This window comes from Paraburkholderia terricola, assembly GCF_900142195.1.
Lineage (GTDB): Bacteria > Pseudomonadota > Gammaproteobacteria > Burkholderiales > Burkholderiaceae > Paraburkholderia > Paraburkholderia terricola.
Genome location: NZ_FRAB01000027.1, coordinates 42,219 through 54,996 on the forward strand (window position 1 = coordinate 42,219; position 12,778 = coordinate 54,996).

The window sequence follows — 12,778 nt, forward strand, 5'->3', positions numbered from 1 at the left end:
AAACACCCAGCGACCAGGTTTGACAGCCTGACGTTCCAACCGCACACCCGCTCACGCGGGTCGTGCGTCTATCTCCGCACGTCTATATTTCTATGGGCGGGCTGTGGTGGGGGAGCCGCGAGGCTCGCCGGAATGTTGGAACGCCGGTCTGTCAACCGCATCACGTGCCCGCTCACCCCTTCCACAAAAAAGGCAAGTGTCCGGGCGATCCAAAGAAGCAACAGGGAGATCGCACCATGACCAGGTCCGTCAAAAATCAACCGGCTTCGCGTCCGCCTGTCGACGCACTTCAGTACGAAAAGCTTGCCCTTTCCGCGTTCGAGCTATGCGACCGACAGGTCGGTCAACTGGACACGTTGATCACGCTCGCGGCTTCGATAGTGAGAAATCCCGCGATCACGCGCGACGAAAGACAGCGACAAAGAACGCTCATCGAATTGCTCGTGGACACGGCAGAGCAGTATCAACAGGAACTCGAATGCGACCGTGAGCTATTCCAGGTCATTGCTCTAGATGCGAAAGGCGTCCCGCATAGGCGCATCACGGCACATCACGCAGCGAAGTTGCTGGCCGAGGCATCGCAGAGAGGAAAACCACCTGTCGCCGAGGCGAACGCAAAAGCAAGCGCAACCGCTTCCCAGCGTAAAAGCCCATCCGCGAAAACCGCCGTCACGTTAGCCACCGCCACCGTGCAGTAACCGGCTGCCGTAAAAAAAGACCGAAAAAAACAATGGCCGGCAACGCCGGCCATTCAAAATCGCATCCATCGCGCAACGCAACCGTCAAACGATATTCATCGCCAACGCACTCTCGCGATAATGCTGGCTCGCCTTCTCCGCATCGCCGAGTTGTTCATGCAAGCGCGCCAACGCGCGATGCGAACGAATCTTCAACGTCTCGTTATCGGCGAGTTTCAGCGCGCGTTCGAGGAACGATTGCGCCTTGCCCCACAGTTGCTGATGCAGACACAAGCGGCCCAACGCGAACAGCAAGTCCGCATCTTCCGGGCGATCCTTCTGCCATGCCTCGGCCTTCTGGATCAACGGCAACGCATCGCCTCCGGCCGTGTCGGGATAACGTCGCAGCAAGCGCGCGTCCCAGTTCTGCGCGAGCGCCTCCTCGACGATCTTGCGCGCCTCCTGCGGACGATTCAGCGCCACCAGCAGTTCAGCGGCGAGATCGGCGAGACGCGGCGAATGACGCTCGGTAGGCGTGAGCGAATGCCACAACTCCAGCAGCGCATCGGCGTTATGACGCCGGTCGCGCAACAAATTCTCCGCCGCCAGTTGACGCAAACGCACCGCCACCGCCGGATGAATTGCCTCACGTTTTTCCAGCGTCTTGACGAGCTTGAGCACCTCGCCCCAGTTCTTCAACTGCTGTTGCGCGCGCAGCATGATCTGCTGCGCGTGAATCCGCCGCGCGCCCTGCGACTGCATTTCGGTGAGCGCGGTGAGCGCGCCGTCCGCGTCGCGGCCGTCGGCGCGCATGTCGGCGGTAGCCATCAGGCGCGCGTCCTGCCAGTCGGCTTCCTCGATCTGCGCGAGCCATTCGTCGCGCCGCGCATATTCATGCATGCGGTGCGCCGCGGTGGCCGCGATCAAGCCGGCCGCGCCCTTGTTGTCGCCGTTCGCGAGCGCATCCTTCGCGGCCTTCTCGGCGCGCGAGAAACGCCCGGCGTACAGATTGCCGATCGCGTCACGCAGCGCGGCGTGCGCCTTCGCGACCCGCGAGCGCGCACGGTAGGCGGCCACCCGCTGCGGCATGCGCCAGATATTGCGGACAATGCGCAGCAGCGCGTAGAGCAGGATGAACAGCACCACCAGCCCGACCACGAACAGATTCAGCGAGATGTCGACGCGGTACGGCGGATAGATCAGCAGCACCTGCCCCGTGTCGAAACGACCGACCACCGCCAGCACCACCGCGACGGCGAACAGCAACGCGAGCCATAGAAGTCCCCGGATCGCCATGATTAACCTCGGCTCCGGTATTGATTGACGGCTTGCAAACTCGTGTTCAGATTCGGCAGTTCAACCGCGGCCGAGCCGGCATCCACCTGTTTGAGCAGATCGGCCACGGTCTGCGTGTTCTTCGACGAATTGTCGAAGTAGCGCGTGAGTGCGGCATCCGCCGCGTGCAGGTCGGACTTCAGCGTGGTCTGGTTGCGCGAGAGCAGCGCGAGGCGCGCCGACAGCAAGCGCATCTTCAGATTCTCGCGCATGAAGTAGCCTTGATCGGGCGCGACCAGCATCGCGTCGGCGTTGTCGATGCGGCGCACCTGCACGAGGCTCGTCAACTGCTGGCCGATGCCGCTGGAGACTTCGCGCCACCACACCTTCCAGCGCGGCTCGCCGGTGGCCGCGGCCACCTTGGCGGTGTCCGACCACGTGGCGGCCTTCGGCGTGGCGCGAGCGATCGGCGCCTCGCCGGAAAGCGGCAGGCTGTCGACCTGGTCGATCGCGTTGTCGAGCTTGATGGCGAGGCCGGTCAAGTCGGTGGAGGGCGCCGCCTTCAGCTTGTCGATGTCTTGCGCGATCGCCTTGCGCACCGCCACCACTTGCGCGTTGTCCGACGCGGCGAGTCGCGTGTCGGCGCTTTGCAGCGCGAACAGCGCGAGTTGCGTGTTGCCGGTGAGCTGCAACTGCTGGCTCGCGGCCGAGAGCATCTGGCCGACTTCGGCGAGCGTCCAGTCGTCGCGATTGCGCGCGAGATCGGCGTATTGCTGTTGCAACGCCTGGTGCGCGGCTTGCGTATCGGCGAGCTTGCCTTCGAGCTGCGCGACGTGCGCGTCCGCTTGATGAACCGTGGCGAGCGCCTGTTCGGTCTTGATGCGCAGTTCGTTGGTCTGCGTGTCGTTGGCTTGCTGGCGCTGCGCGAGCTGCTGCTCGGCGCGCTCCACCTTGCGGTTGAGCGCATAGCCGCCCACGCCCGCGGCGCAAGCAATGATCACGACGACAAACCACAGCAGCGGTCCGCTCGCGCTGCGGCGCTTTTGCGCTTCATAGGGCGTGAAGGGTTGATTCGGCGGCAGCCCGCTGCTCGCGGCGGGCTGGGGTGAAGCGTTCGTGGATGCGTTCGTTTCTGTCATGCGTGATTTAGCCGGTGAGTGAGCCGGGTTGGACGGTACCGGTTTAACTGCGGAAGGTGCGGCTGCGGGTGCGGCGGCCGATGCGGCTGCAAGCAAGGCGCGAGCGATGCGCTCGTCGCCCGCGCCGGACACCGTAATGCTATCAAAACCCAATGCCCGCGCGGTCTGCGCGATACGGGGATGCGGCGTGACGAGCGCGGCGTGTTTGAGCTGCGCGAGTTCGTCGGCGGTGAGATGTTCCTGTGCGAGTTCGTGCAGATTGCGCACGCCTTCCGAACTGGTCAACAGCCACGCATGCGGCGCGCCGGCGAGCAGTTCGTGCACGCGCGCCCATGCGCCGATCGACGGCTCCGGCACGAGTCGCCGATACGCCGCGACCGTTTCGACTTCGGCGCCCGCTTCGCGCAGACGCTCGGCCAGCCACTCTCGGCCGCCGTCGCCGCGCACGATCAGCACGCGCTTGCCTTCGAGATTCGCCGCGCCGAGCGCGGCATCGATCGCCGCGAACAGGCCCTCGGAATCGAAGCGCCCGTTGTCGTCATCGGCGCCGGAGGCCGGACTGATCACGTTGTACGCCGGCGCGGCGACGCCGTGGCGCACCAGCGCCTGCACGCTGCCCGGCCCGACCACGCCGATCGGCAGCGCATGCGGCCAGATCGCGCCGCTTTTGGCAAACGCATGATCGATGGCGTTCGGCGAGACGAACACGACCAGCGCATAGCGTTCGAGTGAAGCCAGCGCCGCGCGCAACGGCGCTTCGTCGGCAACGGGCGCGATGTCGATCAGCGGGAAATCCAGCGTGACGATGCCGGCCGCCGCGAGCCGCGCGGCGAGCTCGCTCGACTGACCGGCCGGCCGTGTAATCACAGCCGTGAACGCCGCGCGCGCGGCGGATGATGAAGTGTTGCCGAAAGTGTCGGCGGTCATCACTCGCCGGTCACCGCGCTGTCTGTCGAACCGGAGGCCGACGCGGGACCGCTCGCCGTGCTCAGCGCGCGGACGATCTCCATCGCGCCTTGCTGTTCGAGCGCGCTCGCCACTTGCTGGCCGAGCGCGATCGCGCGTTCGACGTTGGGCGCGGGCGCCGAGGCCTGCGCGCTCAACACGCGTTGCCCGTCGGGCGTGGCGACGATGCCGCGCAGATGCAGCGCGCCGTCGTGCCACATGGCATAGGCCGCGAGCGGCACCTCGCAACTGCCGCCGAGCACGCGCGACACCATGCGCTCCGCTTCGACGGCCAGCGCCGTATGGTCGTGATGCAGCGGCGCGAGCCAGGCCGCGAGGTCGGCGCGATCGGCGCGAATCTCGATGCCGAGCGCGCCCTGACCGGCGGCGGGCAAGCTGTCCTCGGGGTCGAGCAGCGCGCGGATGCGCGCCTCGAGACCCAAACGCTTCAAACCGGCCGCGGCCAGAATGATCGCCGCATAGTCGCCGCGATCGAGTTTCGACAGACGCGTATCCAGATTGCCGCGCAGCGGCCGCACCACGAGGTGCGGATAACGGATGCGCAGCATCGCCTCGCGGCGCAGGCTGGAGGTGCCGACCACCGCGCCGGCCGGCAGCGCGGCAAGCGAGCCGTAATCGTTGGAGACGAGCGCGTCGCGCGGGTCCTCGCGTTCCATGATGGTGGACAGCGCGAAGCCCGCGGGCAATTCCATCGGCACGTCCTTGAGCGAGTGCACGGCGAGGTCGGCGCGGCCGTCGGCGAGAGCGGCTTCCAGCTCCTTCACGAAGAGGCCCTTGCCGCCCACCTTCGACAAGGTGCGATCGAGAATTTGATCGCCGCGTGTCGTCATTCCGAGGATTTTTACGTCACAAGATGGATATAATTTGTGCAGCGCACATCGCACATGCTCCGCTTGCCACATGGCCAGGCGGCTCTCTCGCGACGCAATCACAAGCGTGTGGGGTGGCGTGGAAAACGTCTCGGTGTTCATTAGCTTGCTGATCGAATGACGGGGTGTAATAACAAACAATGTTAGCACGCGCCCTGGGGTCCGCCCCGGCCTCTGCCCCTGTTTCCAGCCTTATGTCATGGGGCGCGGCGGGGCGCCGTGCTGGCGCGGTATCGATGGAGGAGACGGGCCTCACGCGGCGCGCACCTGCCCCATTCCCGCCTGATCACGCACGGTCGTTCGCGCACCGGAGCTCAGCATGCGGGATGATGCAACGCGGCGCAACGTGCCGATCGCGCAAGTGCAAGCCTCATGAAAGCAACGAGGCGCGCCGCATGTCGCGCAACGCGCGGCCACCCTCTCCGCGTATCGCCATCGGCGCATACCGTTTCGCGCAGTTCAGATTGCTGTTCACGTTGCAGTTCATAGTGCAGTTCCGCAGTAGCAGTTCATCACTCAACAGACCCTGGCTTCCCTGAGGAAACCCATCGTGACGTCTTCCGGATCGGCGCGCCCTGCCCGCCGCAACACTGCATCGCCCAACGCTTGCGCGGCCGACGCCCCCACGGCCACCGCCGCTTCTTCCACTTCCGCCGCCGCGACATCTACCGCCGCTCAGTCGATACCGGCCAAACGCGCCCGCCACACCACGCTGGCCGCCAATACCGCTAAAACGCCGAAGGCCGCCAAAACCTCGGTGCCCGTCAAGACGGAAAAAGCAGACAAAGCGGTGAAGACGGTCAGGACCGCCAAGGCGACGCAAGCCGCGAACGCCGCCCACGCACTGAAACCGGCCACGACGAAAGCCCCGAAGGTCAAAGCGGTGGCCAACGGTGCCGACAAAGCACCCATGCTGGAAGCGGTGTCGACCGAGACGATCGCGCCCGCGCCGAAAAACAACGGCCGCACGCGCGACGACAAAGACCACCCGCTGTTCCAGGACATCCGTTACCTCGGGCGCCTGCTCGGCGACGTGCTGCGCGAGCAGGAAGGCGACGCGGTGTTCGACGTGGTCGAAACGATCCGCCAGAACGCCGTGCGCTTTCGCCGCGAGGACGACAGCGCCGCCGCGCAGACGCTCGACAAGAAGCTGCGCTCGCTCAGCCCCGAGCAGACGGTCAGCGTGGTGCGCGCGTTCAGCTACTTCTCGCATCTCGCGAACATCGCCGAGGACCGCCACCGCAATCGCCGTCACCGGATTCACGAACTCGCCGGCTCCACCTCGCAACCGGGCACCATCGCTCACGCGCTGGAACGGCTCGTCGAGGCGGGCGCCGCCGCGACGCCGGTATTGCAGCAGTTCTTCAACGAAGCGCTGATCATGCCCGTGCTGACCGCGCACCCCACCGAAGTGCAGCGCAAGAGCATTCTCGACGCGCAGCACGACGTCGCGCGTCTGCTCGCGGAACGCGATCAGCCGTTGACCGACCGCGAGCGCGCGCACAACGAAGCGATGCTGCGCGCGCGCGTCACGTCGCTCTGGCAAACGCGCATGCTGCGCGACTCGCGCCTGACCGTCGCCGATGAAATCGAAAACGCGCTGTCGTATTACCGCGCGACCTTCCTCGAGGAAATCCCCGCGCTCTACGCCGATATCGAAGACGCGCTCACCGAGCACGGCCTCGCCGCGCGCCTGCCGCCGTTCTTCCAGATGGGCAGTTGGATCGGCGGCGACCGCGACGGCAATCCGAACGTCACCGCCGAAACGCTCGAACACGCCATCGACCGTCAAGCCGCGGTGATCTTCGAGCACTATCTGGAGCAGGTGCACAAGCTGGGCGCGGAGTTGTCGGTGTCGAACCTGCTGGCCGGCGCCAGCGACGCGCTCAAGGAACTCGCGGCCGCCTCGCCCGACCAGTCGCCGCATCGCACGGACGAGCCGTATCGGCGCGCGCTGATCGGCATGTACACGCGGCTCGCGGCAAGCGCGCGCGTGCGCCTCGGCGAAGGCAGCGTGCCGCTGCGCAGCGCGGGCCGCGGCGCGGCGCCGGTGCGCGCCAAGCCGTATGGCGACTCCGCCGAGTTCGTGCGCGATCTGCACGTGCTGATCGATTCGCTCGCCGAGCATCACGGCGCGCCGCTCGCGGCCCCGCGCCTGTCGCCGCTCGCGCGCGCCGCCGAAGTGTTCGGCTTCCATCTGGCGAGCATCGACCTGCGTCAAAGCTCGGACATTCACGAAGCGGTGATCGCCGAACTGTTCAAGCGTGCCGGCGTCGAGAGCAACTACGCGGCGCTTTCCGAGGACGACAAGCTCAAGGTGCTGCTCGCCGAACTGGCCCAGCCGCGTCCGCTGCGTCTGCCGTATGCCGAGTACTCCGACCTCGTGAAGAGCGAACTCGGCGTGCTGGAAGAAGCCCGCATCACGCGCGAGAAATTCGGCGCGCGCGCGGTGCGCAACTACATCATTTCGCACACGGAGACCGTCAGCGATCTGGTCGAAGTGATGCTGCTGCAAAAGGAAACCGGCCTGCTGCGCGGGCGTCTGGGCGACGCGCACGCTCCGGCGAAAGCGGGCCTGATGGTGATTCCGCTGTTCGAGACGATCCCCGACTTGCGCAACGCGCCGCACATCATGCGCGATCTGATCGCGCTGCCGGGCGTCGATGCGCTGATCGAACACCAGGGCAACGAGCAGGAAGTCATGCTCGGCTATTCCGACAGCAACAAGGACGGCGGTTTCCTCACGTCGAACTGGGAGCTGTATCGCGCCGAACTCGCGCTGGTGTCGCTCTTCAACGAGCGCGGCATCACGCTGCGCCTGTTCCATGGACGCGGCGGCACCGTCGGCCGCGGCGGCGGTCCGACCTATCAGGCGATTCTGTCGCAGCCGCCGGGCACCGTCGACGGGCAGATCCGCTTGACCGAGCAAGGCGAAGTGATCGCCAGCAAGTTCGGCAATCCGGAAATCGGCCGGCGCAACCTGGAAATCGTGGTGGCCGCGACGCTCGAAGCGTCGTTGCTGCCGCATGGCAACGCGCCGGCGCAACTGCCGGTGTTCGAGGAGACCATGCAGCAATTATCCGACGCGGCGATGGCCTCCTATCGCGCGCTGGTCTACGAAACGCCTGGCTTCAAGGAGTATTTCTTCGAGTCGACGCCGATCTCGGAGATCGCCGAACTCAACATCGGCAGCCGTCCGGCGTCGCGCAAGCTGCAAGACCCGAAGCAACGCAAGATCGAGGACCTGCGCGCGATTCCGTGGGGCTTCTCGTGGGGCCAATGCCGTTTGCTGCTGACCGGCTGGTACGGTTTCGGCAGCGCGGTGGCCGCGCACCTGGACAGCGCGCCGAGCGATGCCGAACGCACGCGCCGCCTCGCGCTGCTGAAGAAAATGTATAAGACGTGGCCGTTCTTCTCGACGCTGCTCTCGAACATGGACATGGTGCTGGCGAAAACCGACCTCGCGGTCGCGTCGCGCTATGCGCAACTCGTGTCGGACAAGAAGCTGCGCAAACATGTGTTCGAGCGGATCGTCGCGGAATGGGAGCGCACGTCGAACGCATTGTCGGAGATTACCGGCAAGAGCGAGCGGCTCGCGGAGAATCCGCTGCTAGCGCGTTCGATCAAGAATCGCTTTCCATATCTCGATCCGTTGAATCACTTGCAAGTGGAGTTGCTCAAGCGTCACCGCGCGGGCGATACCAACGCGCGCGTGCGGCGCGGGATTCATTTGTGCATCAACGGGATTGCGGCGGGGTTGCGTAATACGGGCTAAGCCCGCGTTGAGGCAGGCGGCGGCCGTTCGAGGTCGCTCGTAGCGGCTGCAATGACAAAGCCGGGTGCGAAGCAGTTCGCGTCCGGCTTTGTCGTTTGTGGAGCGGCGGCACGCTCGATACGCTTTTAGTGCGCCTCCACCATCAGCGCGTCGAGCTTGAACGAGCCATCTTCCCGCACGTCGAAATACTCGCGCACTTCATCGGGCGAATGTGTCCACAGCGAGCGAATCGCCACCACGCGCGGTTCCGGCGTGCGCATGCGCGCCACCCATGAGCCGAACTCGATGTCGATGCGCCAACGCTCGCGAATCGATGCGCTGAAACCCGCCGCTTCGAAAAACGCGATCCATTCGTCGGCGCGGTAATCGCGGATATGCGAGCCGTCACGCAACAGTTCGACCGCCTGGATATGCGTGTCGAGCAACGGATGATCGCTGCCGGCGATGTCGACGAACAACACCTTGCCGCCCGGCTTCAGCACGCGCCGCACTTCGGCGAGCGCGAGCGGCACGTCGTGCCAGTGATGCGCGCTCATCCGGCTGATCGCCCAGTCGAACGAATGGTCGTCGAACGGCAGCGTTTCGGCGGCGCCCTGCCGCGTGCGGATGTTCGGGAGACCGCGTTCCTTCGCCGCGCCTTCCACCGTCGCCAGCATGGGCGGCGCGATGTCGTAGGCGACGACCTCCCTCGCGTGCGGCGCGACCGCGAAACTCGCGTGGCCCGCGCCGCAGCCCATGTCGAGCACCGTCGCGTCGGGCGTCGCCGCGATCGCTTCGGCCAGCGTCCGCAGATCGGCGCCGCTCGCATGGGTCGGACTCGTCAAATACGCGGCGGCGGTCGAGCCGAAGGCGTCGGCGACCTGATCGTGGTGCTTCATGGAAGACTCCGTTTATCCAGGTGGGGTTGCTCGGGACGGCATCGCGCCGTGCCTGCCGCTACAATAGAGCCCGCCATGTACCAGTACAAGTTAAGCAATTATTCTGGTATCAATCACACCCCCTAATGCCTCCACGCGCTGCCCGATCAGAATGACCACGCCGTCCACCGCCGACACACCGCCGCCGCTCGACGCCACGCCAGCCCGCGCGCTCGGCGACTTCATCCGCGCTCATCGCGAACGGCTCACGCCGCAAGCGGTCGGCCTGCCGCCCGGCCCGCGCCGCCGCACGCCGGGCTTGCGGCGCGAGGAAGTCGCGCAACTGTGCGGCGTGAGCCCGACCTGGTACACGTGGATCGAGCAAGGCCGGCCGGTTTCCGCCTCCGCCGACGCGCTCGCGCGGATCGCCGTCGCGCTGCAACTGTCGCGCGCCGAGCGGGCCTATCTGTTCGAACTGGCCGCCCAGCGCGATCCGGCCGAGCCCGATCCGGCCGCCGCCGACGCGCCCGCCACGCTGCTCGAAACCGTGCAACTCGTGAACGCGCCGGCCTACGTGCTCGACCGCCAGTGGAATGCGCTTGCCTGGAACGAGCGCGCCGCCGATCTGTTCGTCGGCTGGCTGGACGGCGCGCACGACCGCAATCTGCTGCGTTTCACCTTCACCGAGCCGGCCGCGCGCGAGCTGATCGTCGACTGGGAAACGCGCGCGCGGCGCCTCGCCGCCGAATTCCGCGCCGACTCGATCCGCCACCTGAACGACGCGCCCACGCGCGCGCTGATCGACTCGCTCAGCGCCGCCAGCGACGCGTTCGCACGCTTCTGGGCGTCGCAGGACGTGGGCGGCCGTGAAGGCGGGCGGCGTGAGTTCAATCATCCGCGCGAGGGCCGCATCGTCTACGACCAGATCACCTTCAAACCCGCGCATCGCGAGGACCTGAAGCTGGTGGTGCTGGTGCGGGAATAGGCGAGTGTTAAAATCTTGGCCTTTGCCGGTTTCTTCGTTTCGGCGGCGCATTTAGCGTATCCGGCGTGCCTAAGGTACGTGTATCCAACCAGGCGCCGTCAGCCTCTCACCGCTCGTTCAACTGCCCAACACCATGACGTCCCAACTGCACAAAAAAGGCGAAGCCTGGTCGGCTCGCTTCTCGGAGCCGATGTCGGAACTCGTCAAACGCTACACGTCGTCGGTTTTCTTCGACAAGCGTCTTGCGCTCGTCGACATCGAAGGGTCGCTCGCGCACGCCTCGATGCTGGCCGCGCAGAAGATCATCGCCGCGGACGACCTCGCCGCGATCCAACGCGGCATGGCGCAGATCAAGGGGGAAATCGAGCGCGGCGAGTTCGAGTGGCAGCTCGATCTGGAAGACGTTCATCTGAACATCGAAGCGCGCCTGACCGCGCTGATCGGCGACGCGGGCAAGCGCCTGCACACCGGCCGCTCGCGCAACGACCAGGTCGCGACGGACATCCGCCTGTGGCTGCGCGGCGAGATCGACCGCATCGGCGGCCTGCTCACGCAATTGCGCACCGCCCTGCTCGACATGGCGGAGAAAAACGCGTCCACCATCATGCCGGGCTTCACGCATCTGCAGGTCGCGCAGCCGGTCACGTTCGGCCATCATCTGCTCGCCTATGTCGAAATGTTTTCGCGCGACGCCGAGCGCATGCTCGATTGCCGCAAGCGCGTGAACCGTCTGCCGCTGGGCGCGGCGGCGCTCGCGGGCACCAGCTATCCGATCGACCGTCACGCGGTGGCGAAAACGCTGGGCTTCGACGGCATCTGCGCGAATTCGCTCGACGCTGTCTCCGATCGCGACTTCGCGATCGAATTCACGGCCGCGTCGGCGCTGATCATGACGCACGTGTCGCGCTTCTCGGAAGAGCTGGTGCTGTGGATGAGCCCGCGCGTCGGCTTCATCGATCTGGCCGACCGCTTCTGCACCGGTTCGTCGATCATGCCGCAAAAGAAGAACCCGGACGTGCCGGAACTCGCGCGCGGCAAGACAGGCCGCGTGAACGGTCATCTGATCGCGCTGCTCACGCTGATGAAAGGCCAGCCGCTCGCGTACAACAAAGACAATCAGGAAGACAAGGAGCCGCTGTTCGACACGGTCGATACGGTAGCCGACACGCTGCGCATCTTCGCTGAAATGGTCGCCGGCATCTCGGTCAAGCCGCAAGCGATGCGCGACGCCGCGCTGCAAGGCTTCTCGACGGCAACCGATCTGGCCGACTACCTCGTCAAGCGCGGCCTGCCGTTCCGCGACGCACATGAAGCGGTCGCGCTGGCCGTGCGCGTGTGCGCGGATCGCGGCTGCGATCTGGCGGATCTGACGCTCGACGAAATGCGCGCGGAACTGCCGAACGTTGCGCAACTGATCGGCGAGGACGTGTTCTCGTATCTGACGCTGGAAGGTTCGGTGGCGAGCCGCAATCATCCGGGCGGCACCGCGCCGGAACAGGTGCTGGCCGCCGTGAAGGCTGCGCGGGAAGCGTTGAAGTAACGCAAGTCTCGAAAGACAAGCACCAAAGCGCAAGGAAAGGCGAACTCATCGACGGGTTCGCCTTTTTCGTTTGTGCGCCGCGACGCCGGACCGATTGCGCAAGGCGCCGCACAAAAGAAAGCCCGCGCGAAGCGGGCTAAATGAAAGACTTCCACCGATGCCTCCCGAAAGAGGCCATCGCAGTGTAGGCGCGTTTGCGCCATACACAAATCCGGCCAAATTTCGGCGCGTTACAGCACGCGCATTCAGCTAAAAACCGGCCGGAAAAAACTGCGTTCGTAACTGACGATACAGCGCGTTTGTTCCGCATACGCAAATGCGGCCTGGCACTCGGGATCGTCCATCGACTCGATGCGGTAAGCCTCATACGCCGCGAGCGATTCGAACGTGAACATCGCGAGCGCGACATTGTTCGTGCCTTCGGACGGCAGGAAGTAGCCGTGATGCCGTCCGCCGAATTTCTCGACCAGCGGAATCCACAGCTTGCCGTAGTGCTCGAACTCTTTCAGCTTGTACGGATCGACGATGTAGCGCAAATAGCAAGTGACCATGATGTCGGTTCGTTCGGTAATGGACAGAACCGGATGGTATGTCAATTCGTGCGCGAGTTGAATCGTTCAGCCGCTTTCGCGGCATGCGACAGAACGATATGCCAGGACTTCGCGCAGCAATCCGCGAGCCCGCACCATGCCATG

9 protein-coding genes are annotated in these 12,778 nt (G+C 65.4%); 4 read left to right on the plus strand and 5 right to left on the minus strand.

All coding sequences use genetic code 11. From position 1 onward, the window contains the following. Positions 1–236: 236 nt before the first annotated feature. Positions 237–698, plus strand: a complete 462-nt coding sequence (locus BUE39_RS21600) for a hypothetical protein (protein ID WP_073430761.1) — start codon at positions 237–239, stop codon at positions 696–698. Between the two features lie 84 nt (positions 699–782). Here BUE39_RS21600 and BUE39_RS21605 read toward each other — a convergent pair whose 3' ends face one another. From BUE39_RS21605 to hemC, 3 genes are read right to left on the minus strand one after another with little or no spacing between them, the layout of a single operon-like run. Continuing rightward, on the minus strand, positions 783–1,973 hold the full coding sequence (locus BUE39_RS21605; RefSeq protein ID WP_073430762.1) for a heme biosynthesis protein HemY: 1,191 nt from the start codon (positions 1,971–1,973) through the stop codon (positions 783–785). Positions 1,974–1,975: 2 nt separating this feature from the next. Beyond that, positions 1,976–4,018, minus strand: a complete 2,043-nt coding sequence (gene hemDX / locus BUE39_RS21610; protein WP_073430763.1) for a fused uroporphyrinogen-III synthase HemD/membrane protein HemX — start codon at positions 4,016–4,018, stop codon at positions 1,976–1,978. Next, positions 4,018–5,028: a hydroxymethylbilane synthase gene (hemC, locus tag BUE39_RS21615; protein ID WP_073430764.1), complete on the minus strand. Its 1,011-nt coding sequence runs from the start codon at positions 5,026–5,028 to the stop codon at positions 4,018–4,020. The genes hemDX and hemC overlap by 1 nt, the downstream gene beginning before the upstream one ends. 448 nt (positions 5,029–5,476) lie before the next feature. Here hemC and ppc point away from each other — a divergent pair, with 448 nt between their 5' ends. After that, positions 5,477–8,701 (plus strand): phosphoenolpyruvate carboxylase, encoded by a 3,225-nt coding sequence (ppc, locus tag BUE39_RS21620; protein ID WP_073430765.1) that lies wholly within the window; start codon positions 5,477–5,479, stop codon positions 8,699–8,701. 125 nt (positions 8,702–8,826) lie between these two features. On the opposite strand, the gene BUE39_RS21625 is transcribed toward ppc, so the two are convergent. Further along, entirely contained in the window at positions 8,827–9,579 is a 753-nt protein-coding gene (locus BUE39_RS21625; protein ID WP_073430766.1) for a class I SAM-dependent methyltransferase, read from the minus strand. Positions 9,580–9,730: 151 nt separating this feature from the next. On the opposite strand from BUE39_RS21625, the gene BUE39_RS21630 reads away from it, so the two are divergent. Both BUE39_RS21630 and argH read left to right on the plus strand, forming a co-directional pair. After that, a complete protein-coding gene (locus BUE39_RS21630; protein ID WP_073430767.1) occupies positions 9,731–10,543 on the plus strand; it encodes a helix-turn-helix transcriptional regulator in 813 nt (270 codons plus the stop codon). 133 nt (positions 10,544–10,676) lie between these two features. Further along, positions 10,677–12,083 carry an argininosuccinate lyase gene (gene argH / locus BUE39_RS21635; protein WP_073430768.1) on the plus strand — a complete coding sequence of 469 codons (1,407 nt, stop codon included), beginning with the start codon at positions 10,677–10,679 and terminating at the stop codon, positions 12,081–12,083. Positions 12,084–12,328: 245 nt separating this feature from the next. Here the strand turns inward: argH and BUE39_RS21640 are convergent, their stop codons facing one another. Continuing rightward, complete coding sequence (locus BUE39_RS21640) at positions 12,329–12,634, minus strand: NIPSNAP family protein (protein WP_073430769.1); 306 nt, start codon at positions 12,632–12,634, stop codon at positions 12,329–12,331. Between the last annotated feature and the right edge of the window lie 144 nt (positions 12,635–12,778).

Coding starts and splice junctions, on each gene's coding strand:
- hemDX (WP_073430763.1), bottom strand. CDS start 4,018: ATGACCGCCGACACTTTCGGCAACACTTCATCATCCGCCGCGCGCGCG.
- argH (WP_073430768.1), top strand. CDS start 10,677: ATGACGTCCCAACTGCACAAAAAAGGCGAAGCCTGGTCGGCTCGCTTC.
- BUE39_RS21640 (WP_073430769.1), bottom strand. CDS start 12,634: ATGGTCACTTGCTATTTGCGCTACATCGTCGATCCGTACAAGCTGAAA.
- hemC (WP_073430764.1), bottom strand. CDS start 5,028: ATGAACACCGAGACGTTTTCCACGCCACCCCACACGCTTGTGATTGCG.
- BUE39_RS21630 (WP_073430767.1), top strand. CDS start 9,731: ATGACCACGCCGTCCACCGCCGACACACCGCCGCCGCTCGACGCCACG.
- BUE39_RS21625 (WP_073430766.1), bottom strand. CDS start 9,579: ATGAAGCACCACGATCAGGTCGCCGACGCCTTCGGCTCGACCGCCGCC.
- BUE39_RS21605 (WP_073430762.1), bottom strand. CDS start 1,973: ATGGCGATCCGGGGACTTCTATGGCTCGCGTTGCTGTTCGCCGTCGCG.
- BUE39_RS21600 (WP_073430761.1), top strand. CDS start 237: ATGACCAGGTCCGTCAAAAATCAACCGGCTTCGCGTCCGCCTGTCGAC.